This window comes from Aliiroseovarius conchicola, assembly GCF_041403445.1.
GTDB classification, from domain to species: domain Bacteria; phylum Pseudomonadota; class Alphaproteobacteria; order Rhodobacterales; family Rhodobacteraceae; genus Aliiroseovarius; species Aliiroseovarius conchicola.
This window is the reverse complement of sequence record NZ_JBGEHL010000007.1, coordinates 14,643-41,087: the sequence shown is the minus strand read 5'-3', so window position 1 is coordinate 41,087 and position 26,445 is coordinate 14,643. Positions and strand designations below refer to the sequence as shown.

At 56.0% G+C, this 26,445-nt stretch carries 25 protein-coding genes; 21 read left to right on the top strand and 4 right to left on the bottom strand.

Annotated elements, in window-relative coordinates:
- Nucleotides 1-81: 81 nt before the first annotated feature.
- The 4 genes from V6N04_RS12685 to V6N04_RS12670 all read left to right on the top strand — a co-directional run bounded on the left by V6N04_RS12685 (nucleotide 82) and on the right by V6N04_RS12670 (nucleotide 5,987).
- Entirely contained in the window at nucleotides 82-1,488 is a 1,407-nt protein-coding gene (locus V6N04_RS12685) for an oligosaccharide flippase family protein (RefSeq protein ID WP_371170547.1), read from the top strand.
- 79 nt (nucleotides 1,489-1,567) lie between these two features.
- Entirely contained in the window at nucleotides 1,568-2,011 is a 444-nt protein-coding gene (locus V6N04_RS12680; protein ID WP_371170546.1) for an acyltransferase, read from the top strand.
- Between the two features lie 463 nt (nucleotides 2,012-2,474).
- Nucleotides 2,475-5,084, top strand: a complete 2,610-nt coding sequence (locus V6N04_RS12675; RefSeq protein WP_371170545.1) for a right-handed parallel beta-helix repeat-containing protein — start codon at nucleotides 2,475-2,477, stop codon at nucleotides 5,082-5,084.
- A 132-nt stretch (nucleotides 5,085-5,216) separates the two neighbouring features.
- Nucleotides 5,217-5,987, top strand: a complete 771-nt coding sequence (locus V6N04_RS12670; protein WP_371170544.1) for a class I SAM-dependent methyltransferase — start codon at nucleotides 5,217-5,219, stop codon at nucleotides 5,985-5,987.
- Here V6N04_RS12670 and V6N04_RS12665 read toward each other — a convergent pair.
- Both V6N04_RS12665 and V6N04_RS12660 read right to left on the bottom strand, forming a co-directional pair.
- On the bottom strand, nucleotides 5,965-7,134 hold the full coding sequence (locus V6N04_RS12665) for a DegT/DnrJ/EryC1/StrS family aminotransferase (protein WP_371170543.1): 1,170 nt from the start codon (nucleotides 7,132-7,134) through the stop codon (nucleotides 5,965-5,967). The genes V6N04_RS12670 and V6N04_RS12665 overlap by 23 nt on opposite strands.
- Nucleotides 7,127-8,212, bottom strand: coding sequence for a GNAT family N-acetyltransferase (locus V6N04_RS12660; protein WP_371170542.1), 1,086 nt, complete (start codon nucleotides 8,210-8,212; stop codon nucleotides 7,127-7,129). The genes V6N04_RS12665 and V6N04_RS12660 overlap by 8 nt, the downstream gene beginning before the upstream one ends.
- A 158-nt stretch (nucleotides 8,213-8,370) precedes the next feature.
- Here V6N04_RS12660 and V6N04_RS12655 point away from each other — a divergent pair, with 158 nt between their 5' ends.
- The 4 genes from V6N04_RS12655 to V6N04_RS12640 are packed head-to-tail and all read left to right on the top strand — an operon-like array spanning nucleotide 8,371 to nucleotide 12,257.
- Complete coding sequence (locus V6N04_RS12655; RefSeq protein ID WP_371170541.1) at nucleotides 8,371-9,351, top strand: glycosyltransferase family 2 protein; 981 nt, start codon at nucleotides 8,371-8,373, stop codon at nucleotides 9,349-9,351.
- Nucleotides 9,351-10,553 (top strand): GNAT family N-acetyltransferase, encoded by a 1,203-nt coding sequence (locus V6N04_RS12650; RefSeq protein WP_371170540.1) that lies wholly within the window; start codon nucleotides 9,351-9,353, stop codon nucleotides 10,551-10,553. Before V6N04_RS12655 ends, V6N04_RS12650 begins: the two co-directional genes overlap by 1 nt.
- Complete coding sequence (locus tag V6N04_RS12645; protein WP_371170539.1) at nucleotides 10,553-11,590, top strand: lipid II:glycine glycyltransferase FemX; 1,038 nt, start codon at nucleotides 10,553-10,555, stop codon at nucleotides 11,588-11,590. The genes V6N04_RS12650 and V6N04_RS12645 overlap by 1 nt, the downstream gene beginning before the upstream one ends.
- Before the next feature lies 1 nt (nucleotide 11,591).
- On the top strand, nucleotides 11,592-12,257 hold the full coding sequence (locus V6N04_RS12640; RefSeq protein ID WP_371170538.1) for a polysaccharide deacetylase family protein: 666 nt from the start codon (nucleotides 11,592-11,594) through the stop codon (nucleotides 12,255-12,257).
- Between the two features lie 9 nt (nucleotides 12,258-12,266).
- Here V6N04_RS12640 and V6N04_RS12635 read toward each other — a convergent pair whose 3' ends face one another.
- A complete protein-coding gene (locus V6N04_RS12635; RefSeq protein ID WP_371170537.1) occupies nucleotides 12,267-13,766 on the bottom strand; it encodes an O-antigen ligase family protein in 1,500 nt (499 codons plus the stop codon).
- A 268-nt stretch (nucleotides 13,767-14,034) separates the two neighbouring features.
- On the opposite strand from V6N04_RS12635, the gene V6N04_RS12630 reads away from it, so the two are divergent.
- The 4 genes from V6N04_RS12630 (at nucleotide 14,035) to V6N04_RS12615 (ending at nucleotide 18,262) form a co-directional block, all read left to right on the top strand.
- Entirely contained in the window at nucleotides 14,035-15,711 is a 1,677-nt protein-coding gene (locus V6N04_RS12630) for a cytochrome D1 domain-containing protein (RefSeq protein WP_371170536.1), read from the top strand.
- Between the two features lie 128 nt (nucleotides 15,712-15,839).
- Complete coding sequence (locus V6N04_RS12625; RefSeq protein ID WP_371170535.1) at nucleotides 15,840-17,666, top strand: NapC/NirT family cytochrome c; 1,827 nt, start codon at nucleotides 15,840-15,842, stop codon at nucleotides 17,664-17,666.
- A gap of 21 nt (nucleotides 17,667-17,687) precedes the next feature.
- Nucleotides 17,688-17,846, top strand: a complete 159-nt coding sequence (locus V6N04_RS12620) for a hypothetical protein (RefSeq protein WP_371170534.1) — start codon at nucleotides 17,688-17,690, stop codon at nucleotides 17,844-17,846.
- Nucleotides 17,843-18,262, top strand: a complete 420-nt coding sequence (locus V6N04_RS12615; RefSeq protein WP_371170533.1) for a cupredoxin domain-containing protein — start codon at nucleotides 17,843-17,845, stop codon at nucleotides 18,260-18,262. Before V6N04_RS12620 ends, V6N04_RS12615 begins: the two co-directional genes overlap by 4 nt.
- A gap of 14 nt (nucleotides 18,263-18,276) precedes the next feature.
- On the opposite strand, the gene V6N04_RS12610 is transcribed toward V6N04_RS12615, so the two are convergent.
- Complete coding sequence (locus V6N04_RS12610) at nucleotides 18,277-18,684, bottom strand: hypothetical protein (protein ID WP_371170532.1); 408 nt, start codon at nucleotides 18,682-18,684, stop codon at nucleotides 18,277-18,279.
- Between the two features lie 178 nt (nucleotides 18,685-18,862).
- On the opposite strand from V6N04_RS12610, the gene V6N04_RS12605 reads away from it, so the two are divergent.
- The 9 genes from V6N04_RS12605 (at nucleotide 18,863) to V6N04_RS12565 (ending at nucleotide 26,413) form a co-directional block, all read left to right on the top strand.
- Nucleotides 18,863-19,234 carry a 4a-hydroxytetrahydrobiopterin dehydratase gene (locus V6N04_RS12605; RefSeq protein ID WP_371170531.1) on the top strand — a complete coding sequence of 124 codons (372 nt, stop codon included), beginning with the start codon at nucleotides 18,863-18,865 and terminating at the stop codon, nucleotides 19,232-19,234.
- Nucleotides 19,235-19,513: 279 nt separating this feature from the next.
- On the top strand, nucleotides 19,514-20,278 hold the full coding sequence (gene cobA, locus V6N04_RS12600; RefSeq protein ID WP_371170530.1) for a uroporphyrinogen-III C-methyltransferase: 765 nt from the start codon (nucleotides 19,514-19,516) through the stop codon (nucleotides 20,276-20,278).
- A complete protein-coding gene (locus tag V6N04_RS12595; protein WP_371170529.1) occupies nucleotides 20,271-20,576 on the top strand; it encodes a c-type cytochrome in 306 nt (101 codons plus the stop codon). The genes cobA and V6N04_RS12595 overlap by 8 nt, the downstream gene beginning before the upstream one ends.
- Nucleotides 20,573-21,724: a cytochrome D1 domain-containing protein gene (locus V6N04_RS12590; protein ID WP_371170528.1), complete on the top strand. Its 1,152-nt coding sequence runs from the start codon at nucleotides 20,573-20,575 to the stop codon at nucleotides 21,722-21,724. The genes V6N04_RS12595 and V6N04_RS12590 overlap by 4 nt, the downstream gene beginning before the upstream one ends.
- A gap of 3 nt (nucleotides 21,725-21,727) precedes the next feature.
- On the top strand, nucleotides 21,728-22,726 hold the full coding sequence (ahbB, locus tag V6N04_RS12585) for a siroheme decarboxylase subunit beta (RefSeq protein ID WP_371170527.1): 999 nt from the start codon (nucleotides 21,728-21,730) through the stop codon (nucleotides 22,724-22,726).
- Nucleotides 22,723-23,175, top strand: a complete 453-nt coding sequence (locus V6N04_RS12580; RefSeq protein WP_371170526.1) for an Lrp/AsnC family transcriptional regulator — start codon at nucleotides 22,723-22,725, stop codon at nucleotides 23,173-23,175. The genes ahbB (V6N04_RS12585) and V6N04_RS12580 overlap by 4 nt, the downstream gene beginning before the upstream one ends.
- A complete protein-coding gene (gene ahbB / locus V6N04_RS12575) occupies nucleotides 23,172-23,660 on the top strand; it encodes a siroheme decarboxylase subunit beta (RefSeq protein ID WP_371170525.1) in 489 nt (162 codons plus the stop codon). The genes V6N04_RS12580 and ahbB (V6N04_RS12575) overlap by 4 nt, the downstream gene beginning before the upstream one ends.
- Nucleotide 23,661: 1 nt before the next feature.
- The gene (gene nirJ, locus V6N04_RS12570) at nucleotides 23,662-24,876 is read left to right on the top strand and encodes a heme d1 biosynthesis radical SAM protein NirJ (RefSeq protein ID WP_371170524.1); all 1,215 of its coding nucleotides are present in this window, start codon (nucleotides 23,662-23,664) and stop codon (nucleotides 24,874-24,876) included.
- Nucleotides 24,851-26,413, top strand: coding sequence for a cytochrome D1 domain-containing protein (locus V6N04_RS12565; RefSeq protein ID WP_371170523.1), 1,563 nt, complete (start codon nucleotides 24,851-24,853; stop codon nucleotides 26,411-26,413). Before nirJ ends, V6N04_RS12565 begins: the two co-directional genes overlap by 26 nt.
- Nucleotides 26,414-26,445: the final 32 nt, after the last annotated feature.

Below are 26,445 nucleotides of genomic sequence, written 5' to 3'. Positions count from 1 at the left end.
ACAGGCACTTCATTTTTCATACGTTTTCGCTGTATTACCAGTTCATGCCACTGATTGGCCCGTCACAAGAGTTTCCAGCCCATGTTTAAATCCGCGATTGTTCTGCTGTCTGGGAACTCGTTTTTCTATCTGATGCTGTTCGTCCGCAATCTGGTGGTCGCCCGCTTGATCAGCGTCGAGGACTACGGCATCGCGTCAACCTTCGCAATCAGCATGGCGATTGTCGAAATGATGTCGACCCTCGGGCTGCCTCAATACATCATCCAGAACGAGAACGGCGACGATCCGCGGCTACAGACCGGCTTGCAAGGCTTCAACTTCCTGCGCAGCTTCATCTCAGCCGGTGCGCTGTTTATCATCGCTCACCCTCTGGCGAACTTCTTGGGGATCCCAGAGCTGGCATGGACCTATCAGCTGTTGGCCGTTGTACCCATCATCGCGGGCCTGACCCATTTTGACATCTACCGCCTGCAACGGCAGATGAAGTACACACCAAATATCCTCGCTCATCTTCTGCCAACGATCATATCGGTGGTCGCATTATGGCCCCTGCATCATATCTATGGTGACTACCGCGTCATGCTATATTCCCTGTTGATCCAGTGGGCGCTAACGACCGTATTCTCGCACCTTTTGGCAGAACGCCCGTTCCGAATGAGTTTTGAACGTGACACGATGATCCGCGCTTTCCGCTTCGGCTGGCCTATTCTGTTGGGCGGTGCAGTCCTGTTCGTCATTTTCAACGGCGAGAAACTGGTGGTCGGGCGCGAGCTGGGGCTTGAAGCGCTGGCCCTGTTCTCAATGGGGTTCACCCTTACGCTGACACCGACACTGGTGTTAGAGACGAGCGTCCAGTCCTTCTTCCTTCCGCAATTGTCGAGAAACCAAAAAGAGCCCGCACAGTTCAAAAAATTGGCCATGACGATCATTCAAGCCTACTTGATACTCGGCCTGATGTTTGTCCTTGGTGTCCTGTTGCTGGGCGGCCCTGTGGTCCACTTGCTGCTTGGTCCCAAATACGAGGCGATCATCCCAATCTTGCCCTGGCTGGCGCTGGTGCAGGTACTGCGGATGTTCAAGGCGGGTGGAAACGCTATCTCACTTGCTATGGCGCAGACCGAGAACTCGATGATCGCTAGCCTTGCGCGTGTGGTCGCCCTACCCTTTGCATGGTACGCCGCCATCGTGACTGGAGAGCTATTGCCAGTCATCTGGATCGCAGCAATTGGCGAATTCGTCGGTTTTGGCTTGTCGATCGGACTGATCTGGTGGCGTCTTGGAATTTCCGTTCGTCCGATCGCTGTCTCTCTCGGTCTGTCTTTGTTTTGTTTGTTCTTGGTCGGACTCTACACATCGCTCAAGTACGCAACGATCCCATCGCCGACCTCGCTTAGCACGATCATGGTGTTAATCTTCGCTGTCTTCCTCGCCGCTCCGATCACCATGCAATATCTACGTCGCTATGTCTCCGAAAGGGGTCAGGTCTAGCCCGGCGCAGGACGACAATAACATTGTCGAAATCCCCACACCCCCTTAGACTTCTTAGGCCTAAGAACCGGAACCGCCCATGCAGTATCCTATCCACCAAGTGCGCAACAACGTCTATCACTATCGGACGATCCTGCGTCGCGCCATTTTGACACGCTACTTTGGAATGCATATTGGCGAGAACACCCGAATCTCGTCCAAGGCGCGGCTGGATTATACCAATCCGGGCGGTATCTATATCGGGTCCCACACAAGCGTCACATTTGATGTCGCCATCCTGACCCATGATTTCGTGAACAACAAACATGTGGATACCCGTATCGGCTCCTACTGTTTTGTCGGGGCTGGCTCGATCATCATGCCCGGCGTCACCATCGGGGATCACTGCATCATCGGGGCTGGCAGCGTGGTCACAAAAGATGTGCCAGATTGCACAATCGTCGCCGGCAATCCCGCCAAGATCATGCGCACAGACATTATGACCACAGAATACGGCATCCTAATTCCTGAACAACAATCCTGATCATTGCCGACAAAGCGCCGATCAGGGCCCCACATCTGCGCGCTTTTCGCTAGGTGGAACGACACTCTATATATAGGGGCCTATTTGAGCCACTCTGGCTGGACCATGTTCTTCCAACCGCACCTCGACCCGCTTTGAGAGAGAATCACCCCCGGCGAACGACCCTACCGTATCTGTTTTGGGAACAATTGTGATGCGCGTCACAGATTACGAATCATTTTACACGCCCTAATTGCGACCCAATTGGGGCAGCATTTAAGGCGGATAGCTCAACAATCGGCAGTTTTCCGCGTTTTTTACGCCAAAACGTCCAAATTTCATTGTTTCCTTGAGCGAAAAAACACGCATGGAACACAATCTCGGCGCGTTTACGCCTCAACGCTACTGATTATCTATCTCCGGGGTGCACGAACTCACATCTCTGCGTATGGGAAAGTGGAGATAGGAATATGGCAGGTGAAAGATGACCATCTATAACGTAAGCAACGCTTCTCAGCTTTCTGCAGCGATTAGCAGTGCCCAGGGCGGCGATTCAATTGTCCTCGCGTCTGGCAATTATGGAGAACTGAACCTCAGCTCGAAGTTCGGGTCCACAGTAACCATTACGTCGGCCGACCCTTCGGCACCGGCAAAGTTCTCGTCAGTACAAATTAACAATGCGCAGAATGTCACGTTCGACAATCTGCTGTTCGACTACACATACTCAAACGGCGATCCTGATTATCTTCAGCCGTTTTCGATCCGGAACAGCTCTGGCATCTCGGTTCAAAACACCGAAATTTCTGGCGACGACGATAACACCGGATATGGCACCGCTTGGGGCCTGACGGTTATCGACTCCAACAACATCAACATCGAAAACAACGAAGTGCACAATTGGCACCGTGGTGTGAAGATCCTGCAAAGCTCTGATGTGAAGGTCGTCGAAAATGACGTGCATTCAATCAGCGGTGACGGGATGAACTTTGCTGACGTCCAGCGCGTCGTCATCGAAGACAACTACATTCACGACTTCGATTCGGATCCAGCATCACCATTCCACAAGGATATGCTGCAATTCTGGACCACCGGCACTGACAGCCCCAGCACAGACATAGTGATCCGTGGCAACACGTTGGACATCGGGTCCGGCGCATGGACGCAGTCGATCTTCATGCGAAACGAGCTTGTGGACCAGGGCCAAGCTGGTCGTGAGATGTACTACAAAAACATCCTGATCGAAGATAACACGATCTACAACGCACACGTTCACGGTATCACCGTCGGTGAAACTGACAACCTAGCGATCCGCAACAATACAATCCTTCAAGCCGATGGCGACCTGAGCAACGGAAACAACGCCGGTCGGTCGGGCAGCATTATGACGCCGCGCATCATCGTGTCTGAAAACTCCAACACCGTGACGATCACCGACAATATCACCTATGAGGTTGGCGGTTATAACGGCCAAGGCGGTTGGAACGTTAATGGAAACGTTCTGGTTCAGTACACGAGCCCCAGCTCGGCCGGTTATGTTGCTAGCCTGCTCGAAGACACCTCAGGACTGCAGGGCGGAGGCGCGCACAGCGCCACTGCGGCGACAGGTGGTGTAATCGACCAAACAAACGCTGGCGCCAGCAAAGTGCAGCCAGAGTATGATGGAAGCCAATCTGGTGGCGGCAATCAATCCGGCGGTGGTGACCAGTCCGGTGGCGGCGACCAGTCCGGTGGCGGCGACCAGTCCGGTGGCGGCGACCAGTCCGGTGGTGGCGATGGCCAAGCGGGCGGCGGTGATTCAACACCTCCGACCAACGGCGAATTCGTGATCCAGCTCTGTGACATGCCGAGCAGAGAGGGCTTCCTGCAAGGTGACGCTACACTTCAAAACGGTGCAATCCAAATGGATGGCGACCGGGACTATGCTTACCTCGGACGTCTGGAAGAACTCGAACAGTCCGGCCAAATCGCTTTCTCGATCACCTACAATCGGACCGATGTCGATAGCGGCAGCGAACGCCTGATTTGGAACCACATGAAATTTGGCCTTACGCTGAACGACGGCGACCTTGTGGTTCACGTCGCCAATGAAGAACGTCCCTTCTGGGAAGGTTTCAAAATCGAGGGCCTTGGCCTTGATGATCGGGAAGAGCACACTATCCAAGTGCTTGCTGATCAAGACACCGATGTTCTTAAAGTCTATGTAGATGGTGCGCTTGTCCTTGACGAAAGCAGCTTCGATCTGAACTTTGTTGGCGCTGGCGGCGGAGAGTGGGGATGGACCCTTGGTTCCGCTTGGGATCGCTTCTTTGAAGGTGAAATCAGCGATTTCGGCATCGGAACAGGCCTTGGAACTGATGGTGGTCAAACCGGCGGTGACGACCATACAGATGGTGGCAACCCTGGTGGCGACGATGGTCAAACAGACGGCGGTGATCAAGGTAATGACGACGACGGCGAAGACGATCCCGTTGTTGACGAGGGCCCGGTCATTTCAGACGGCATTGTCGTTGATGACCATGTGATCGACTTTGGCTCTTTGATCGGTGACGATTACGCCCTTGGCGGCGATGCCAACGTGATCGGCAACGGCGACGGTGTTCGTCTGGATGGCAATGGCGACAGCGTGTATCTTGGCCGCTTCGAAGAGTACGAAGACAGCGATCAATTGACCTTCGCCATCGACTACAACCGCAACTCGGTCGACGGCGACACGGAGCGTCTGGTCTGGAATCACATGAAGTTTGGTGTCGCACTGGAAGGTGACGGCCTAAGCATCCATGTAGCCAACAAGGATCAACCGTTCTGGCAAGGCATCAAGGTCGACAATCTTGGCCTGGACGATACAGACGACCATCAGATCATTGTCATGGCAGACGCGGATGCGGATCGCATTCAAGTCTTTGTTGACGACAAGCTGGTGCTGGAACGCGAAGACCTGGATATCGACTTCGTTGGCGCAGGCGGCGGAGAGTGGGGCTGGTCTATCGGCACCGCATGGGATCGCTTCTTCGATGGCGATGTCACCGGATTTGCACTGGAAGCGGACGCGCAGTTCGTTGAGACCAGTGTACCGGAACCAGAGTTGTTAGCATAAACACCATTCAAAAGTTAGAAATGCGCCCCCTTCCCGACTGGAAGCGGGGCGTTTTTCATGTTCGCCCTTGCCAAATTGCAATGAAACATCGCTAACTGCCGTAACAAAGAACGAGCAGCTTGGTCAGTATACGTGTTATTCAAAAGAACCACTTCGAACCCGGAGTTCGACGCGCCCTATAATGCGCTGCGTCGGCGCGCACGACTGCTTCATGTGAATATCAAGTATAACGGCGTCGCTCAGACCGGTTCGGTTCTTATTCTTAGTGCCGCTCGTCGACTGAGGCTATGGTCGGGCCCTGTTGCAAAACTCGGCCAATGCCGACACAGCGGACAATTGGACGTACACGGTATTGTCGACGTCGCCGACCTTTCGGTATCCGAGCTAAAACGGAAGGCTGCGAACCGGTACGAACCGACACCCGAGCTGGAATTCCGCCACGTCTTGCATTCGCTTAAACTTCCATACGAAAAATACGATTTCCTCGACTATGGGTCGGGCAAAGGGGCTATTCTTGCCTCTGCCGCACGGTATCCGTTCGACCACGTTATCGGCGTGGAGTTTTGCACAAAACTGCACGCCAGCGCCAAGAGCAACCTATCAAAGCAGAACGAACACACTGCGAAAAAGGTTTCTCCTGTTCTGGCAGATGCTCGTGATTATACGCCCCGCCACAGACCTCTGATCGCCTATCTGTACAACCCATTTCACTTTGAAATCATGGCGCCTGTCATAGAAAACTGTGCCAAAGCCGCGCAAGATGCGGAGTACCCCAGCTATCTGCTCTATAAAAATCCGTTCTACCGCGAAAGGCTGGACGCTCATCCGGCACTTGAGAAGATCTGGGAACCGTTTGGCGGTTCGTGGGCTGTTTACCAGTTCAAATCTGAGCCACGGCGCTAAGACCTCGTTTAACCTCGTCGGAAATAAGTGTGATATGTGTTTCGTTCAGATGTTGACCACATGGTAGTGCAAGAATGTGGTCTTTCAGATATCGCGCATCCGCAAACCCGCCCCAGTCAAGCTTTTGATTATAGCCTGACCACCAGGGTGTTGCGGCAATTCCCAAAACGCTGAGTTTCCTCGCTAGGCCGTCCCGATCGTTGACCAACACGGGATAAGACAGCGGGCAATCTGTTGAGGGCAATTCTGGAAACAACGGCACAAGACCCGGTTCGTCCTTTAGCATGCGCTGGTAAGTTGCGAAATTCTCGCGCCGCTTTTCGCGAACGTTCATGACATCAAATCCAACCAGAGCCTTCTTGGTGTAGCTGCTCAAGCGGCTACGCCTCAATGCAGGATCGAAATAGTAACCCACCGGCATGTCTGGTTCGCTGGTTGACGGCTCACGGGGGACATCGTTGCTCACGCGCCGCCGTTTCATTGCTATTTTGCGTATGTTTCGAGCGCCCAGAACGGTTTGCAGCGCAAGCCGCAAATACGGCTTCATCACCAACGAGCGCGGCGGCGCAGCGTCAAACTCTGCATCAAATTCCAGACGGTCCGAATTCAAGACAATCGCCCCGCCGGCCACCACCGGCAGGAGCTTATAAAAGCAAAACAGGCTGATATCGCCTGCAAGACCTTCAGCCGGTACCTCGCCACTCAGCAAGCTCAGCGCGCAATCTTCGATCAGATAAAGCCCGTTTTTTTCGCACAAGGCTCGGATGGCATGTGCATCCGGTTGAAGCATTCCAAAATAGTGGATCAGATAGATGGCTTTGGTGGCCGGAGTGATCTTGCGCTCCAGATCGTCCAAATCCGGACGCGTCGTGCGATCCACTTGGTAAAATTGAAGGTCCAGGCCCGCGTCCAGCAAGGGATCAAGCTCTGACCCGCAGTTATAGGCTGGGACAAGCACCTGATCACCGGGCACAAGGCGCAATATGTCACAAGCCTCGCGTATCGCAGTCCGAGTGTTGAAACTGTATTTCACACGCCGCCCGGCAAACAACGCGAACGCGCCGCCATTTGGATCACGCGACAGCAGCGGTCGGATCGCTGGCATCTCGTCCCCACACTCCAGCAAGAGGCGTGCGCGTTCAGTCATGACGCAACCCTTTGATCCGACGCACCCAACGACGTACGATGGCTTTTGCCAATCGGGGACCGTTTCCGGTCAGGTGCAGACCCATATTCGAGACCTTCGTTCGCTCCCCTATGCGGATCACAGCCTTGGGGGCCAGTTCAGACTTATACTTGTAAATATTATACTTCTTATCAGTTTTGTCTGTGGTCTCGACATACTCTTCGACATCAAAGCCCAAGCACCCCAAATCGCGCGCCCATTTCATCCCCTCCAACCAAAGCAGCGGAGAAATGCGCAGATTCTTGAGTTCGTGCAATAGCTCCGTCTCGGTCGTGAAATGGCGCCCATGCGCGGTATGGGCACTTCGGTACATCAACAAACCGCTAACAAATCGGTCCTCGTGAAATGCGCCAAGTAAACGGCCCATATCACCGAATTGATAAATATCTTCGAAGCTCTGAAGAAAGCTCTCTTCATCAAGCGAGAAAAGCCCACGCGAGGTCCGAAGCCTGTTCAAGCTGTGCAGAAATTCGATCGCACCCGGGCGATCAGTGATTGGCCGCACCGTCACGCCAACCCTCTCGGCGCGGCGCACTTCGCGACGGGCGCTTTTTGAGAACCGCGCCATGATCTCGTCGGGTTCGGGCGTTATGTCGATAATGCCGGTATTACGAAATACGCCATCAGTAGAGATCGCCCAGCCATCCTTGCCCAATGCGGCATCAAGACTGCGCGCATCGTCTTCTAGCCAGTAAGGGGTCACTCTCACCTGCCCGATGCCCTTAACGTCGGGATGCCCCAGGGCAGCAGTCAGAAAGCGCTGCATGGTGTCAACGCAATCGGCGACTGGCCCACTAAGGAAAATCGCGTCCTGATAGCGCCCCTTTAGGAAACGATGCGGCTCCATCGACAAAAGGCCGGCGGCAACGATCTGTCCGTCTTCCCGACCGGTGACAAAGCAAACCTGAGCACCACCCATCCGTTCAGTTTCGGCAAAGCGGTGATCCTGCCGGGGGTGTTGAAAAGGCGAGTTTTCTAGAAACGCATCCCATTCCTTCGCCTGGGCGGGGGTCAGTTCGGATAGGCATTCTATCTGCATTAACGTTCCTGACATCGACGCAATTAAGTCGCATTCATTTGAAATGATCGCCCGGACAGTGATATCGCTGACACATCCAAGCCGTGACATAAATTAATAGATTCTGTATGGCGTTAAAATAATAGAAGTTAAGTAATTATTTAAGAGAAACGTTAGTCATGGACGCTGAAACAACCTCAGATATATCTGATATGACCAAGGTCGACGTATCAGTTATCATCGTAAACTGGAATACCTGCGATTTGTTGCGGGATTGTTTGCAGTCAATTGTCGATCAGACCAGTGCCAGTTGTGAGATGATTGTCGTCGACAATGCAAGTGCTGATGCATCGGCGCAAATGGTGCGCGACGAGTTCCCGCAAGCTGTCCTGATCGCCAATTCCGAGAACAACGGCTTTGCTGCCGCCAACAATCAGGGGCTTGCCGTGGCGCGCGGCGCACATGTTCTGCTGCTGAACCCGGACACGATCATTCTGGACGGGGCCATCGACAAGATGCTTGATTGGCTCGGTCGACACCCGGATGTCGGATGCGTCGGATGCCAGGTATTGGAGGGCCCCGACGTGATCCAACGTACTTGTTTTGCCGAGCCCGGGTTTTTGAATCTGGCGATCGTGGATTTTGGGTTGATGCGATTGGGTGATCTGGTTCCTCTCTTTGCCCGCCCATGGTATACGAACTGGGATCGCAAATCCGAGCGTGATGTCGATGTGGTATCGGGCATGTTCATGCTGGTCCCCCGCCACGTCCTGGAGAAGGTCGGCCCATTGGACGATGCGTTCTTTGTATATTCAGAAGAGGCAGACTGGTGCTATCGCATCCGGCAGGCCGGTTGGCGCTGTGTATTTTCGCCTGAGGCCCAGATCATCCATTTGGATGGCGGTTCCAAAAGCACATCGCAAATCCGATCAAGAATGCACGTCCAGATGCAGAAAAGCCATCTGATTTATGCGCGCAAACATCACGGGCAGGCCGGGTTTATCGGCGCAAAACTGATCAACATCCTATCCGCAATGCTACGTCTCACTGTATTTGGAGCCATGCGCCTATTTCGTAGTGACCCCGAAACCAAAGCCAAGGTTCGCCTATCGCTGGCATCGTTGCGATACCTGATCCTCGGGAAAGAGCCGGTATCCTGATGGCGGATGATGTCACACCTTCATTCGATCATATTTGGCTGAACGACCCCAAAGCGGTCATGGCGCTTGAAGCAGAATGGGAAGTACTGGCCAATGAAACTCATACCGACATCTATCTCACGCCCGGCTGGTTTAAAGTTTGGTGGCGACATTTCGGGAAGAACCGCCTCTTAAAGTGCCTTGTAATGCGTGATCGGGGTAAGCTCGTCGGTGTCCTTCCGTTCTCCATCGAACGGCTATGGGCGGGACCCGTTCCCGTCACTTTGGCCCGTCTGGCGGGTACGGATCCTCATTGCCTGATTTTCCGATTGCCAATCTTGAAGCATGCGCAATCCACCATCTGGAACACCGCATGCCGCGATCTGTTAACGAATGATGGCATCGACGCCATCAGCCTGACCCCCGTATCGGAGCTGTCAGAGATGTTGCCCCCAGCAATCTCGATCGATCCTTCGATCGCGGACCGGATCGATAAACCTGCGGGTGCGCATACCGTCTTCGAACTGCCTGCCGACTTTGACGACTACATGACGAAGCTCTCAAAGAAACGGCGCAGCCAATATCGGCGCGACGTGAAAGGACTGGAAACCGCTTTCGACATGAAGACCGAAACGACGGTGCCCAACGCGCAGGACTTCCGAGACTTCATCGAATTTCACAACATCCAGTGGCAAGCCGTCGGCAAAGGGGGACATTTCCATGATTGGCCCGGAAGCAGCGCATTCTATCCGGACCTGGCCGACACCCTGAAAGATAAAAAACAGGTGCAGTTTCACTCGCAAACCGGCAAAAGCGGCCCACTTGCCGCGCAGTTTGCACTCGTCTGCGGCGGCACATGTCACTGGCGCCTTCCAGCCCGTAGTTTGGACGACACTGCCGACAAGCTGAGCATCGGTAAAGTTGGACTGGTCCAAATGATCAAGGCTATGATCGAACAAGGCGTCACAAGGGTCGAAGGCGGGATGGGCACATATCCTTACAAGCTGTCTTACGGTGGGCAGATGGTGGATGTTCACCAGATCATCCTGTCTCGACCAACCGCGAGCACACGGCGTCGGTTAAAGCTTGTGCTCGCATGGTCAGAAGCTTTTAACTTCCTTTACTATCGCCTGTGGTTCATAAAACTCGCCCCCCGCATCCGCGCACGCACCGGGATGAAATTCCACGCGCTTTCGCGCCATTGGATCAAGACGAGGATATAATGAGTAGCATGGTGACCACGCGTTATATCTCGGCTGAAGACTGGCCCGAAGTGTCCCAACAATTCCGTGACCTTAGTTTTGAGCAAAGCCTGACCTACGGAACCGCCGCGGCCAAGCGGATTGGTGGCGTGCTGAAGTTTCTTGTGGTCGAGGCTGATGGGAGAATGATTGCGGCCACATCAATCCGACTAAAGACCATCCCCGGATTGGGTCGCGGAATCGCATGGGTGCCATCGGGCCCGTTAGTTTTGCCCGTCGATGGGAACGACCCCGATCACAACCGGTTGCAAGATATCCTGACAGCCTTGCGTGATCAACTTTGTGGTCGCGAAGGGCATGTATTACGTCTGCGCTTCCCGGGGATCGCGCTGCATGACAAACCTCAGACGGACCGCAGCGCAGCGGTTTGCGATTTCATGCCAACGGACAAAGTGCCAACGTATCTGTCCTTTGCCATGGACCTGCGCAAAGACCACGACACTATGTTGAAAGAGCTGATGGGCAAGTGGCGCACCGATCTGCGCTATGCGTGGAAATCGGGCCTGTCATTGGACACCGGGTACTCGCCCGAATTGCAACAGCGATTTCTTTCGCTATTCGACGACATCCAGAAAGAGAAAGGATTCCAACCCGACATTTCGCCGGAGTTTCATTTCGATCTGGAGGGCGAAGACCTACGCTATGATATTCTGATCGCCACCAAAGACGGCCAAGACTTGGCGGGGATCGTCATCGGCACCTCTGGCAAAGTCACGACGTATCTGTTCGGAGCCACCGCCGATGCTGGCCGACGCTTGCGGGCTGGGTTCTTCCTGACTTGGGAAGGAATCAACCTGTCGCGCGATCGCGGATTGGATTGGTATGACCTAGGCGGCGTAGATTTCGAAGAGAACCCCGCCGTAGCCCGGTTCAAAGATCGGATGAACGGAGTAGCCATTGATGCCCCTGGACCTTATGAGGCGCGACCAAGTTGGCCGTGGTCCACGCTGGTTCTGGGCTTAGAGGCCGCCTATGGTCGTCTTAAGGGGCGTAGATAACATGACCGTTGGCATCATCTTCCATGGCATAGGCACCCCGAAACGAGAGCTTGAACCAGACGAGGCCGCATACTGGGTCAGCAAAGACCAGTTCCGACAGGTGCTGGACCTGATCGCAGCCCACCCGAGCAGCCATGACATTCGCATCAGTTTTGATGACAGCAACATCTCGGACATCGAAATTGGCTTGCCCGAGCTCAAGACGCGCGGACTGGTTGCGGATTTCTTTGTGCTGACGGGTCGGATCGGACAAGCTGGTTCCTTGGATGCGACCGACATCCAAACCCTTCAATCAGACGGGATGACCATTGGAAGCCATGGGGTAGATCATCGAAACTGGAGCACTTTGCCCCCGGCCGATCTAACCCACGAACTTGCAGACTCTCGCGCCGCGTTGGAAGAGGTTTGCGGGATCCCCATCACCACAGCGGGCATCCCCTTCGGCGGCTACAACGCAGCGGTTCTGAGAGCCCTTCGCAAGAACGGATATACCTGCGCCTATTCCAGTGATTGCGGCGCAATGAACAAAAGCGCTTTTCTTCGTCCGCGCGCATCGGTCCAGGGGCAGATGCGCAAGAAGGACTTTGAGCTCTTGATCACTGGGCACTTGCCTTTGAAGCGGCGATTGCGGCGCCTCGTCGGAATGACGCGTAAAAGGCTTTTCTGACCCGCCTTATTATCGGCGACGTTTCGGCTCGGACCCGTTTGGGAATCGGGTGAACGGAACGCCATCCCCACGACGTTTCGCGCTCGCGTCTTCCTTTGGTCTGGAAAGCGTCGCTGTCTCTTTCTTTGGCGTTGGTTCAGGGGCGCGACCACGCGCCAGCACAGGCGCATCCTTCGAAATCCGCGCAAGGTTGGGGCGCCTGCCACTTGCTTCCTCTTCAATCTCGGGCGCATCCGAAGGAGCTTGCGGTTTGGCAAAGATAAACCAAACCCCGCTGCCAAGCATAAAGAACGTAAACGAGTAAATATTCGTCCAGACATGCACCGTGCTCAACGTCAGGGTCATGCCGATGAACGAAAACATATAGGCGCGGCGCAACCGCCATGTGACCGGATCTGCATCTACTTTACTGACGCCTATGCGGATCAAAATCTCGAAATATCCAATCACCAATAGGATGAAGCCGGGGATCCCAAACTGCATCGCAATCAGCAGCCAGAAGTTGTCAACGGTGCTCGCATGCATCCAGCCTGGCCGTTTCCAATCATTCAGGCCGATCCCAAATACAGGACTGTCCCACACATTCTGAATGCCGTACTCAAAAATCAACCCACGCCAAAACGCATTATGCGGAGAGAACGTCGCATAGCTCATGAACACGCGAATTGGCGTCCGGTTCGAAAGCAAATCGATGGTGATGTACGCGAGCACAATCAGCGACATCAAGAGCATCCACCGCGCCTTAAGCTTGTCGAATACAGCCGCCCAAATAATCAATCCGATTTGAAGCGCCACCGGCAATAGCGCTCCACTGGACAATGACAAAAAGACGCCGGTACAGATCATACCGGTGGTCAACAAGCGGCGAAAATTGCCCCACTCTTTTTTCATGCCAACAACGCACAAAGAAAATGTCACCGAACAAAACAGGCCGTAGTGGATCGGGTGTGCAAAGACGACCTGAGCCCGATCCAGTCCCATACGCGATTCCATCACAATATTGGCAAGGCTTTGAATGCCGGGCAGCTTGCTGATGATCTCGATCGCTATGGGTCGGGCGGTGACGGCTTCGAACGCAGCCAATGGCAGGGTTAGGATCACAACAACAAACAGGACCTTCCAAACCGCCATCAAGACCTCGGGCGAGCGTACATAGGCCCGCGCCAGTATGTAGCCTCCCAAGAATTCAACCGCGTTTGAGCCGATGAACTGGACCGTCCGGTCCGGGTTGTTGACTGACAATGCGATCGCAGCCCATCCCATATGCAGAAAGAACAGGAAATCGGCGAACACAAGTCGCCCAAACTTACCCGTGAAAAGCTTAATCGTCAGCGGCACGATCAGCACCAGCAAGAACGCCCGGACGCCGGTCAGCAATACAGGACCAGCATTGAAATGGAACGGCACCACGACCACGATCAGATAGATCAGGACCGGTAGCGGCAGGACGCGCTTCTTACTGTTTGCAGCGCCAAAAGACTTAGGCGCGATGTGCTCGGCTGTGGCCACGATATCGGTGCCCTATTAACTCTCTGCGCCAAAATTTCGGGCGCTAATGTAACTATAACTTGGCTCAGCATTTAAGCCAGTGTGCCGCGAAACGCAAAGGACTTGTCGCAGCCCTCACCGAAGGTTGATTCCTACATCCGGCAACCTGCAAGCTCCGACGGCTTGCCATCCAAAAGTTAAAATCCCGCCCTTCGTTGACAAATGTCAAGAAGCGCGGGCGCTGCAAATTGCATTCTCTTTTTGCCTCACCAGCAAACGGAGAGTGATCATGTCACTTGGAACCACCCAAAAGAAAATTCGTAGTTCGCTCGGGATTGGCTTTGCCATGATGCTCGGCAGTGTTGCTATGCCTGCATATGCCGAAGGTCCCACCCTGAGCCCCGAAGCCTTCGACGCTTCTAAACAGCTCTACTTCGAGCAATGTGCAGGTTGCCACGGCGTTCTGCGCAAAGGCGCCACCGGTAAGAACCTTGAGCCACATTGGAAGAAAACTGCAGCTGATGGCACTGTTACCGAAGGCGGAACACTTCAACTTGGTCAGGAACGTCTTGAAAAGATCATCGCCTGGGGCACTGAAGGCGGGATGAACAACTTCTCGGACATCATGACACCAGAACAGATCAAAGACATGGCGACCTATATCATGATGGAGGCACCCAAGCCGCCGGAAATGTCGCTGGCGCAAATGAAAGAGACCCGCAAGGTCTATGTCGAAGAAGCCGACTACCCGACCGAGCCGCTGCACGGCCGCAACTGGGAAAACTTCTTCGTCGTGATCGAGCGTGACGCCGGTAAAGTGGCGGTCATCGATGGTGACACCAAAGAGGTGCTGACCCACATCCCGACCGGCTATGCGGTGCACGTCATCAAGGCGACCGAGCACCACAAGGGCGAAGAGCCCAAGAACCCCGGCCGTTTCTGGTACACGATGGGTCGCGATGGCAAAATGACCAAGATCGACCTCTGGCAGACACCGGACAAGATGTTGGTATCCGAGGTTAAGATCGCCTATGACGCCCGCGACGTTGCGGTGTCGGGCGATGGCAAATACGTCATTGGTGGCGGCTACTGGCCTCCGCATTTCGTGATTGCCGACGCCGATACCTTGGAACCGCTGAAGGTCGTATCGACACGCGGTGTAAACATCGACGGGGATTATGTGGAAGAAAGCCGCGTGGCCGCCATCTACACCACTCCGAACGAGCCGACATGGCTGGTCGCGGTGAAAGAGCTGGGCCAGATGTGGCAGGTGGACTACACCGATCTCGACAATCTGACCATCGACAAGATCGACACAGCGAAATTCCTGCACGATGGGTTCTTTGACCCCACCGGTCGCTACTTCCAGATTGCGGCGAACGCCTCGAACAAGATGGTTGTGGTGGACACTCAGGATCACAAGCTTGAGGCCATGATTGATGTGGGCGCCCTGCCCCACCCCGGGCCAGGTGCCAACTGGAACGATCCGAAATGTGGCCCCGTTGCCGGGACTACCCACCTTGGGATCGGCGAAGTTACGGTTTGGGGCAATGACCCCGAAGCCAGCGCCGAGAACGCCTGGAAGGTCTGCTACACGGTTGAAACAGACGGCCCCGGCCTATTCATCCGTACCCACCCAACGTCGAAATACGTTTGGGCGGACCAAACCAAGCACCCCGACCCGGAAGTGCAGCAATCGGTTCAGGTCATCGACAAAGAAACCGGTGAGATTGTGAAAACAATCCAGCTGACCGAACAAGAAGGCCACGCCGCTGTGCACTTCGAGTTCAACGCTGACGGCACCGAGGTTTGGGTCTCGAACTGGAACTTGTCAGACTCGCTAGAGCCAAACGGCGAGATCGTGATCTATGACGCCGAAACGCTGGAAGAGAAGGCGCGCATCAAAGGTCTCTACGCGCCAACCGGCAAGTTCAACGTCTATAATCGTTCGAACCACGTCACCTAAGGACGACTGCTCACGAAAGTCAGGGGGCGGGCACCACGCCCGCCCCTTTATTGCTGCCCGGAACCCCAGGCCGCACGTTCGAAAGCGTTTCGAAAAACCTGAGACACAGCCAATACGGAGCTCGGATTATGACCAATGGTCAAGAACCCAAAAAGCCACTCTGGCGGCGATATTTCCTGTGGGGTATGCCGCTTGCCGGCATCGCAGGTGTCTTCGTTGCCGGCATAATCTTCTGGGGCGGGTTCAACACCGTCATGGAGGCCACGAACACCAAAGATTTCTGCATCTCGTGCCACGAGATGGAGGATTTCGTTTATAAAGAATATCAGGGAACCATTCACGATGTGAACCGGTCTGGCGTTGGTGCTGTTTGTTCCGACTGCCACGTTCCCAAAGACTGGACCCACAAGATCATCCGTAAAATCCAAGCCTCAAAAGAAGTCTGGGGCAAACTGACCGGCACCATCAACACGCCCGAGAAGTTTGACGCCAAGCGCCTGCATCTGGCAATGAATGAATGGGAGCGGATGAAGGCTACCGACAGCCGCGAATGCCGCAACTGTCACCACTTCGACAGTATGATGCCTGAATTTCAGGCCCCACGCGCCCGTCAGCAACACTTGAACGCGATGGAGAACGGGCAGACCTGTATCGATTGCCACAAGGGTATTGCACACCTCGATCTGCGTGATCGCGCGGACGAGGAGTATTTGGAAGCGCTGGAAGCCCCGAACCCCAAATTCGCCCGTGAAATTCCACAGGCCTATCTGGACAGCCTTGCCCGTGTCGAAGCGAAAGAGGCCGAAGAAGCGGCCGCCCGTAAAGCCGATGAAGAGGCGCAAAAAGCCCGCATCATGGCTGCCGTCGAAGCCGCTCGCGTTGATGAACGCGCCAAGGTCGAAGCTGAAATGACTGGGTCTGAGGAAACGGCGTCTGATACCTCTGGCGCAACGACCTCTGGCGCCCCATCTGGCGGCGATGTTGCCTCAAACGTCAACTGGGACAACGTGCCTTCAACAGACCTGACCCTGTTCTATCCGGGTCAAGCCTCGTTTGAGTGGGTTCAAAACGGCAAGCAACACGGGGGCGCCCGTCCGCTGACCAAAGGCGGCGATCAATGTACCACATGCCACGCGGCCGAGCTTGAGACCATTGGCAACAAAATCGTCGCCGGCGGTGGTGGCAAAGGCGACGAGCTTGAGCCAACGCCCATCCCCGGCAAACGCGGTGTGATCAATGCCGTGCTGCAAGCCACGCATGATGATCAGAACGCCTATTTCCGCCTGCAATGGACGGATGGCGGTCACCACCCTGCCCCCTTCGTGGATGGCGGCAAGATGGATCCGGACAACCAGATCAAGGTTGGCATGATGATCACCGGTCAAGGGATCGAAATGGGTGAACAAGTCGGTTGCTGGGCCACCTGTCACGCCGACAACACCTATATGCCGTTTGACCCCGGTGCCGAAGCAATCGCCGCAAATGGAGACGTCGCAGCGCAACTTCAGGCCGACAAAACGATCACGAAATACTTGGCCGAAAGCCGGACCAAGATCGAGGTCAAAGGCCGCCGTGGCAAAGCGCAGGGTGGTTGGGATCAGCTGAAGGACGCAGCCGAGATCGACCAGCTTCTGGCTGATGGCGCGTTCATGGACCTGATGCGGGTCTATGCTGATGGTGCGTCTGAAAACGGATACCTGTTGGATCGACGCGTGGTGAATGAAGGTGAAATGGCGGCTTCGGCCAATCTGGCACCGGATGGCACCTGGACTGTCACATTCTCGCGGCCTTTGGCTGGTGGTGTGGGTGACGTTCCGCTTGAACCCGGCACAGTCTACACGGTTGGCTTTGCCATCCACGATGATTTTGCCGCCGCTCGGTTCCACCATGTGACGCTAAACACCAGCCTCGCGCTGGACAACAGCGAGGCCACCATCGACGTGGTCGCGCAGTAAACTGGCGCGGCGGTGGCCTCAATGAAGCGGTTCTTCTTCATGCTTGCAGAGCGTGAAGAAGAACCGCAGCAAGAGCCGACAAGCTCGTGGGCGCTTTCAAACATTGCTGTAAATCAGCAATATCCGAAAACGCTTTACCTGCCGCCGCGTCCCTTTGATTTGGGAAAGGATCACCAATGACACTTCATCTGCTCAAACTGACCCTGCCCTTCACCGTCGCGCTTTGTGCGGTGTCTTCTGCTTTTGCCGACGATGACAAAACCGCCGCCATCTGCGCCGAGGCCGAAGACCGCTATGTCGACCTGATCGGCGCGCCGTCTGCGGATGCCGATGGCGTCACGGTGGTGAAAATGTACAAATACAACTTCTGCCCCGCAGAACTGACCGTCCCCGTCGGAACCACCGTGCGCTGGGTCAATGTCGACAAACGCACCAGCCACAGCGTCATCATCCCAGATGAACCCGAAAGCGACCGCGCGTTCCCCGAGGAAACGGTAGAGTTCACCTTCCTGACCGAGGGCGATCAACGCTACCTCTGCGGCCCCCATTGGGAAACGCAGAAGATGATCGGGATGGTTAAAGTGGTGGGTGAGTAGCCGCGCCTCTGCGCCTACACAGGGATAGCAACTTTGTAGTGGACGACGATATCCGACAAGATCAACGGACCATCTTCGACCTGAAACTCGATCAAAAGACTGCCGATGGTTTGGCCGATAGAGTCACTGGTCGCCGACACAATCGCATCCAAATTGAACGCCTCTTGATGCATCCGCGTATGGCTTTGCGAAAACGTCCGTCGGTTCATGATTGTCGTGGGGCCAGAGCCTATGGCTACAACAGTCAACCGTCCGGTATCGGCGGGACGAATGTTGAACGTCAGTAAACCGTGGTTACGCAACGAGGTTGAATAGTGGAACGCATTTGGCACGCTAAATGGCCACTGTTCACGATCCCCATCGTCAAAACTGAACGATCCATCGCGCAGGACTTGGTAGTCTGAGGCAATAATGGTGGGCATGGTAACCTCCTTTGGTTACCTCAGAGTAAGGGGGGGAAGGTTGGTATGTCCAATTGGAGGTTGTTTTACAAATGACGACAGGCGAAAATACCCAAAGCCAGCTTAGAGCCCGGAACGGATACAGAAACCCGTCGGCTGTTCGTCAAGTTATATTCTTTAGAGTGGAGGAAAGCTGAAATTGGCAGACATTCTGACACCCGAAGAGCGCCAAGAACATCTCATCCCCTTGGGAGACGCCGGTTGGGGAGCGGTTTCGGACCGCGATGCAATCCGAAAAGTATATATCTTTCCAAATTTCATAGAGGCTTGGGGCTGGATGTCCCGCGTAGCGATTTGGTGTGAAAAGTGGAACCATCACCCCGAGTGGCACAATGTTTACAGAACTGTCGACGTCACGTTGGCAACACACGACGCCGACGGTCTAACCCATCTGGATCTTAAGTTGGCGAAGAAAATGGATGCACTTGCGGACGCTTCGACCGCTGCAAGCTATCAATCAGACATTTCGGAGCCGATCACCTGTCTATGTAATCTGGACGAACGCGGCTGAGAACAAAATGCTCACGGACCGACCGCGCCACGCTGGTTCGGACTTGCACTTAATATTCTGAACGGCGGCTCTGGTCCACAAACCAGGCATTGCCCCGCGCCCAAACCTCTCCCCCCTTAACATTCGTCAAGGCACCCGCGCGCGCGCCGGCCCATTCTATCGTCATAAACCGGCCCAAGCCTCACCCGCTGGCGATGTTTCTTGCACGCGCGAACCAGCGCTTTCGTCTGCCAAGTGGTGTGTGGCGTCCAGCCAGCCATTTGACGAGCGAGAGAACGAATGACCGGTAAAGTATATCTGATCGGCGCTGGCCCCGGAGACCCGGAGCTGATGACCATGAAGGCCACCCGCATGCTGATTGAGGCCGACTCGGTGGTCTATGACCGCCTCGTCTCGGACGAGATTGTCGGCATGGCGCGCGCAGATGCGAAGATGATTTTCGTGGGAAAGTCCTCAGACCGCCACACTGTCCCGCAAGAAGGTATCAACGAGATTTTAGCCGAAGAGGCCCGCGCCGGGCGCACTGTTGCGCGGCTTAAGGGAGGTGATCCCCTGATTTTCGGGCGTGGATCCGAAGAAGCTGCACATTTGCAGGCCCAAGGCATCGAAGTCGAATATGCCCCCGGCATCACCGCCGCCCAAGGTGTGGCCAGTGTCACCGGCGTTCCACTGACCCATCGCGGCCTGGCAACAGGCGTACAATATGTAACCGGCCATCGTCAGGCCGACGATGTGTTGGACCTTGATTGGAAACGACTGGCCAATCCTGACACGACGCTTGTCGTGTACATGGGCGTGGCCAATATCGGCCAGATCGCTGTTGGTCTTATGACCGAAGGCCTGCCCGGTGCGACACCCGTTATGGCGATCTCAAAAGCCACGACTGTGGATGAAAAGCGCTTGATCTCGACCCTAGATCACATCGCACAGGACGCGCGGGCGGCAGGCTTGAAGCCACCGACACTGTTTGTCATCGGCAAGGTCGTCACGCTCTACGCAGGCGCAATGCCCGATCCCGCCGAGGAGATCGCCGCCCATGCGTAGCGTTTTGGCACTGCTGCTTCTAACCGGCGCCGCCCATGGGGGCGAAGCACCGATAGACCAGACGGCTTTAACCCGACTGGTGCATCAGGATTGCGGCTCGTGCCATGGATTGACGCTGAAAGGTGGGTTGGGGCCGGACATCCGACCCGAGACAATCGAACATTACGACGCCGAGGTGCTAACGACCGTCATCCTCGACGGCATTCCCGACACCGCGATGCCTCCATGGCGCCCTTTGATCACCGAGGCCGAAGCCGCATGGATCGCCCAATATCTGCTGAAAGGGGACACCCCATGAAAACCCTGATCTCCGCCATCGCTCTTGCTGCCACGCTTGGCACTACCGCCATTGCCGAAACCATCGCCACCGGCGATCTGGGGCTGGTAATCGAACGCGCCAAAGGCTCTGTCCTGTTGGTCGATCAGTCCGACCGCGCCTCACTTGCGCGGATCGAAGGCTTGGGCGATCTATCCCATGCCTCGCTGGTGTATTCGCCCGACGAACGCTACGCCTATGTCTTCGGCCGCGACGGTGGTCTGACCAAGGTCGATATCGTTGAACGCAAGATTGCAAACCGCGTTGTGCAAGCCGGCAACTCCATCGGCGGAGCGATCTCGGATGACGGTAAACTGGTTGCCGTATCGAACTACGAACCCGGCGGCGTGCGCGTCTTTGATGCTGACACGCTGGAGCTGGTCGCGGACATCCCGACCGGGTCGAAAACCATCGGGCTGGTCGACGCCCCCGGTCGTCGCTTTGTCTTCACCATGTGGGACACGGGCGAAACGTGGATTGCCGATATGTCCGGTGAAGACGACCCTCAGATCACCAAAATCCCCGACATGGGCAAAAACCCCTATGACGCGTTGGTCACCGGCAACGGACGCACCTATATCACCGGCCTTTTCGGTGAAGACGGCCTGACCGCGCTGGACCTGTGGGCGGACGATCCCCAGCCGATCCGCGTGTTGCCGAACTATGGCCGAGGACAGGAAGATATGCCTGTCTACAAAATGCCCCACCTTGAAGGCTGGGCGCTGACCGGGTCCGAATTTGTGCTGCCCGCCGTGGGCCATCACGAGGTTCTGTGGATCGACGCGGATACGCTCGAAGAAACTGGCCGCACGCAAACCTATTCCCAACCCGTCTTCGCAATGGCGCGCCCCGATGGACGTCAGGTCTGGGTCAACTTCGCCCACCCGATGAACGACACCATTCAGGTGATCGACACGATGACGAAAAAGATCATCCACGAATTCAAACCCGGCCCTGCCGTGCTGCACATGGAATTCACCCCGCGCGGCCATGAGATTTGGGTCAGCGTGCGTGATGAGAACAAAGTCAAAGTCTATGACACTCATACGTTCGAGCTGCTGCGCGAGATCGATGCCGACAGCCCATCGGGCATCTTCTTCACCGCACGCGCGCACCGGACGGGGCTTTAACCGATGAAGGATATCGCCAACCCCATTGATCGCGCCCTGCTGGACGACTGGCAGCGTGACTTCCCCGTGGTGCCCAGACCCTTCGCAGAGCTTGCGAAGGTCACAGGCACCACCGAGGCTGACGTACTGACCCGCCTTGCCGATCTGCAAGATGCCAGTCGCATCACGCGGGTTGGGGCCACCTGTGCACCGAACACTCTGTCAGCGTCGACTCTCGCCGCCGTCGCTGCGCCCGAAGGTCAAATCGAGAGGGTCGCGGCGATCATCAACGAAGATCCCGGCGTCAACCATTCTTATGAACGCGAGGACCAGTGGAACATCTGGTTTGTCGCAACCGGGCCGGATCGCGATGCGGTGAATGCCTCGCTCGCGCGTATCTCGGACCGCACGGGGTTGCGAGTGCTGGATCTGCGCCTGATGCAGCCTTTCAACATCGATCTTGGGTTCAAGATGAACTCCGACGCAGCACCCATCACCCATGCCAGCCCACGCGCGCTGGACCAATCCGCGATCCGCAAAGGCGATAAAGAACTGATGAGCATTCTGACCACCGGCATGCCGCTGGTCCCTGCCCCATATGCGGTCATTGCCGACCAACTTCACCGCAGCGAGCAAAATGTGATCAGCCGCATTCGCGCGCTAAGTGATGCGGGCATCCTGTCGCGCCTTGGCGTCATTGTGCGTCACCGCCAGCTGGGTTGGAAATCAAACGCGATGGTCGTGTGGAACGTACCAGAGGGGCGGGTATCTGAGGCCGGCACCCAGCTGGCCGCCCTGCCCGGCGTGACGCTCTGCTACGAACGCCGCCCCGTCGCGGATGTTTGGCCTTACAGGCTTTACTGCATGATCCACGCCCAATCACGCGAAGATGCGTTGGCGGTTTTGGACAAGGCCAAGGCGCTGCCAGCGCTTGGTGACGTGGACCACAAAGTTCTCTTTTCCACCCGCTGTTTTCGCCAAACCGGCGCGATGATTGCCAAAGCGAAGGAGTCCGCAGAATGACACCCCTCGATGATATCGACCGCGCGCTTGTGAATGCGTTGCAAGACGACTTGCCGCTGGACCACCGCCCCTTTGCGCCTTTAGCCGACAAACTGGGCCTGGACGAAGACGAGCTGCTAACCCGCGTACGCACTTTACGCGAAACCGGTGTTCTGACCCGCTTCGGTCCGTTCTTTGACGCAGCCGCGATGGGCGGGGCGTTCTGTCTGTGCGCCATGAAAGTGTCGCCCGAGCGGTTCGACGCGGTCTGCGAGATGGTCAACGCCCACCCTGAAGTCGCCCATAATTACGAACGCTCACATGTGTTGAACATGTGGTTCGTGCTGGCCTGCGAAACGCCCGAAGATATCCACGTTATCTCGGATCAGATCGAGGATGAAACCGGCCTGCCCGTCCACCGTTTCCCCAAGCTTCAGGAATTCTTCATCGGTTTCAGGGTGGCAGCATGAGCATTGACGCAACTGACCGCGCCATCATCGAAGCGCTGCAAACTGGCCTGCCTCTCGTCCCCGCCCCTTACGCCGAGGTGGCCGATAGGCTCGGACTGGACGAGGCTGATCTGACCACCCGCCTGGCGGCAATGAAGGAAAGTGGCGTGATCCGCCGGATCGCCGCCGCCCCCAACCACTATAAGCTGGGCATGACCGCAAATGGCATGACCGTGTGGGACGTGAACGACATGGTTTTGTCCGAAGTGGGTCCGAAAATCGGAGCCCTGCCCTTTGTGACCCACTGCTACGAACGTCCGCGCGCCCTGCCCCTTTGGCCCTATAACCTGTTCGCAATGGTCCATGGATCATCCCGCGAAGAAGTCGAGGAAAAACGCCAGCAGATCGTCGCCCTTCTGGGCGATGCTCTGAACGCGTCCGACACACTCTATTCCACACGCATTTTGAAGAAGACGGGGCTTCGGCTTCGCAAGAAAGGGGGCTGATATGTTCCGCCTGACCGAATATATGCACCAGCTTGCCAACCCAACTCCGGTCCACCAACGCCGTGGCTCGGGCATGGTGAAACCAGTGGTGATCTGGAACCTGACACGCCGCTGCAACCTGCGCTGCCGCCACTGCTATACGGTCTCCGCTGACGTGAACTTTCCCGGTGAACTGTCCGAAGAGCAAGCCTTCGACACGCTCGAAGACCTCGGCCAATTCAAAGTGCCCGCGATCATCCTGTCGGGTGGCGAACCGCTCGACAGCCCCTACCTGTTTCCACTAGCCAAACGTGCACGCAAGCTGACCCGCGTTTTGGCCCTGTCCACCAACGGCACAAAGATATTCGGAGAAACCGCCGATCAAGTCGCCGAGATCGGCTTCAACTATGTCGGCATCTCGATCGACGGAATTGGCGAAACGAATGACTGGTTTCGTGGTGTGAACGGCGCGTTTGATGCGGCCGTGCGCGGTGTGCGCGAGCTGAAGAAACGCGATGTGCGCGTTGGTTTGCGGTTCTGCCTGACCGAGGGCACACAGCATCACCTGCCCGACCTTATCAAGCTTTGCGATGATGAGGGCGTCGATAAATTCTATCTGTCCCACCTGGTTTACGCCGGACGTGGTGACAAAAACCGAGGCGAGGATGCCCATCACCAGATGACCCGCAAGGGGATGGACCTGCTGCTGGACCGCGCATGGGAAAGCGCAAACGGAGGCCGCCAGTTGGACATCGTGACCGGCAACAACGACGCTGACGCAGGCTACTTCCTGCGTTGGGCAGCAGAACGGTTTGACGCCGACAAAATCGCCCACCTGCGCGAGCACCTTGTGGCTTGGGGTGGCAACTCCTCCGGTTTGGGTGTCGCCAATATCGACTTTCTAGGCAAAGTTCACCCCGACACCTATTGGTCCGACTACACCGTCGGCAATGTGAAAGACGCGAGGTTCTCTGACCTCTGGACCGGCGACGACCAAATGCTCGCCACCCTGCGCACCCGCCCTCGCCCCCTGAAAGGACGTTGCGGGGCCTGCGCGATCCAGGATGTCTGCGGCGGCAACACCCGTATCCGCGCCCTGCAAGTCACGGGCGATCCATGGGCCGAAGATCCGGCCTGCTACCTGACAAATGACGAAATTGGTGTGGCTGAAGCCGACCGACTTGAAGTCACCCCCTTCCGAGGAAAAAGCAATGACCCGAAACACCAGTTCTTTTAAAGCCACCATCCTTGCTTCGGTCCTGATCGCTTCGCCCTTCGCGGCAAGTGCCGACCCCGAAGCGGACTACATGGAATACTGCGCGGATTGCCACGAGGCCAACCGCCTTGGCGCGCAGGGTCCGGCCTTGATTCCAGAGACCTTGAAACGCATGCGTGGGCCGCGCGTCCAAGCGGTCATTCGCGATGGGCGCGTTGCCACGCAAATGCCCGGCTTCATAGAAGAGCTGGATGACACCCGCATCGCCGAACTTGCCGACTATTTGAAAACGCCGCTTGAGGTCATCCCGCCATGGGGACCGGAAGAAATCGCGGCAAGTCGCGTCGTGAATGAAGATTATGCGCCGGTGGATGCACCAGTCTGGTCCTCGGACCCGATGAACATCACGCTGGTCGTGGAAACCGGCGACCACCACGTGTCGGTCCTAGATGGCGACACGTTTGATGTGCTCGACCGGTTCGCGACGCCTTTTGCTGTACATGGCGGGCCTAAGTTCACTCCCGATGGGAAATACGTGTTCATCATGTCGCGCGATGGCTGGGTCCAGAAATATGGTATCTGGGCGTTGAAAGAGGTCGGCCGCGTCCGCGCAGGCCTCAATAGTCGCAACATCGCCATGTCGGGCGATGGCAAATGGCTGGCGGTCGCCAATTACCTGCCCAATACGCTGACCATCCTGTCGACGGATGACCTGTCCGTTGCCGAAGTTCACGATGTGGTTGGCAAAGACGGCACCCCAAGCCGCGTGTCCGCGGTTTATCAGGCCCCGCCTCGCGAAAGCTTCGTGTTGGCCCTGAAAGATGTGCCTGAAATCTGGGAGGTCTCGTACAGCGAACACCCGGATTTGAACATTTTTGCAGGCGGATTTACCCATGACTGGCGTATTGAGGGTCCGACGCCACAAGAAACTGACTTCCCAATCCGCAAGATCACCACGCCCGACTATCTGGATGATTTCTTCTTCGACCAAAGCTACGAACATGTCATGGGGGCCTCGCGAAAAGGCGAAGACGGCTTGGTCGTTGATCTTGTGATCGGTCAGAAAGTGGCTGATCTGGACCTGCCCGGCATGCCGCATCTTGGCTCTGGCATCACGTGGGATCGGGATGGCTCGACCGTTATGGCCACGCCGCACCTAAAGGATGGTACCGTGTCTGTGATCGACATGAACAGTTGGGAAACCGTCAAACGGATTAAGACCGAAGGCCCCGGCTTCTTCATGCGCTCTCATAAGACGTCACCCTATGTTTGGGTTGACGTGTTCTTTGGCCCGAACAAGGACAAAATGCACATCATCGACAAGGAAACACTTGAGATCGTGAAGACCTTGCAGCCTGAAATTGGCGCCACGGTTGCCCATGTCGAGTTCACCAAAGATGGTAGCCACGCGCTCGTCTCGGTCTGGGAAGACGATGGTGCGGTGATTGTCTATGACGCCAAAACATTGGAAGAGGTCAAACGTCTGCCGATGCGCAAACCGTCTGGAAAGTATAATATCTGGAACAAGATCACATTCGAGGAAGGCACCAGCCACTAGGCCCGCGCGCCTTGACCTGCCTGCCTATTCCG

Coding starts and splice junctions, on each gene's coding strand:
- V6N04_RS12685 (WP_371170547.1), top strand. CDS start 82: ATGTTTAAATCCGCGATTGTTCTGCTGTCTGGGAACTCGTTTTTCTAT.
- V6N04_RS12680 (WP_371170546.1), top strand. CDS start 1,568: ATGCAGTATCCTATCCACCAAGTGCGCAACAACGTCTATCACTATCGG.
- V6N04_RS12675 (WP_371170545.1), top strand. CDS start 2,475: ATGACCATCTATAACGTAAGCAACGCTTCTCAGCTTTCTGCAGCGATT.
- V6N04_RS12665 (WP_371170543.1), bottom strand. CDS start 7,134: ATGACTGAACGCGCACGCCTCTTGCTGGAGTGTGGGGACGAGATGCCA.
- V6N04_RS12660 (WP_371170542.1), bottom strand. CDS start 8,212: ATGCAGATAGAATGCCTATCCGAACTGACCCCCGCCCAGGCGAAGGAA.
- V6N04_RS12655 (WP_371170541.1), top strand. CDS start 8,371: ATGGACGCTGAAACAACCTCAGATATATCTGATATGACCAAGGTCGAC.
- V6N04_RS12650 (WP_371170540.1), top strand. CDS start 9,351: ATGGCGGATGATGTCACACCTTCATTCGATCATATTTGGCTGAACGAC.
- V6N04_RS12645 (WP_371170539.1), top strand. CDS start 10,553: ATGAGTAGCATGGTGACCACGCGTTATATCTCGGCTGAAGACTGGCCC.
- V6N04_RS12640 (WP_371170538.1), top strand. CDS start 11,592: ATGACCGTTGGCATCATCTTCCATGGCATAGGCACCCCGAAACGAGAG.
- V6N04_RS12630 (WP_371170536.1), top strand. CDS start 14,035: ATGTCACTTGGAACCACCCAAAAGAAAATTCGTAGTTCGCTCGGGATT.
- V6N04_RS12625 (WP_371170535.1), top strand. CDS start 15,840: ATGACCAATGGTCAAGAACCCAAAAAGCCACTCTGGCGGCGATATTTC.
- V6N04_RS12620 (WP_371170534.1), top strand. CDS start 17,688: ATGAAGCGGTTCTTCTTCATGCTTGCAGAGCGTGAAGAAGAACCGCAG.
- V6N04_RS12615 (WP_371170533.1), top strand. CDS start 17,843: ATGACACTTCATCTGCTCAAACTGACCCTGCCCTTCACCGTCGCGCTT.
- V6N04_RS12610 (WP_371170532.1), bottom strand. CDS start 18,684: ATGCCCACCATTATTGCCTCAGACTACCAAGTCCTGCGCGATGGATCG.
- cobA (WP_371170530.1), top strand. CDS start 19,514: ATGACCGGTAAAGTATATCTGATCGGCGCTGGCCCCGGAGACCCGGAG.
- V6N04_RS12595 (WP_371170529.1), top strand. CDS start 20,271: ATGCGTAGCGTTTTGGCACTGCTGCTTCTAACCGGCGCCGCCCATGGG.
- V6N04_RS12590 (WP_371170528.1), top strand. CDS start 20,573: ATGAAAACCCTGATCTCCGCCATCGCTCTTGCTGCCACGCTTGGCACT.
- ahbB (WP_371170527.1), top strand. CDS start 21,728: ATGAAGGATATCGCCAACCCCATTGATCGCGCCCTGCTGGACGACTGG.
- V6N04_RS12580 (WP_371170526.1), top strand. CDS start 22,723: ATGACACCCCTCGATGATATCGACCGCGCGCTTGTGAATGCGTTGCAA.
- ahbB (WP_371170525.1), top strand. CDS start 23,172: ATGAGCATTGACGCAACTGACCGCGCCATCATCGAAGCGCTGCAAACT.
- nirJ (WP_371170524.1), top strand. CDS start 23,662: ATGTTCCGCCTGACCGAATATATGCACCAGCTTGCCAACCCAACTCCG.
- V6N04_RS12565 (WP_371170523.1), top strand. CDS start 24,851: ATGACCCGAAACACCAGTTCTTTTAAAGCCACCATCCTTGCTTCGGTC.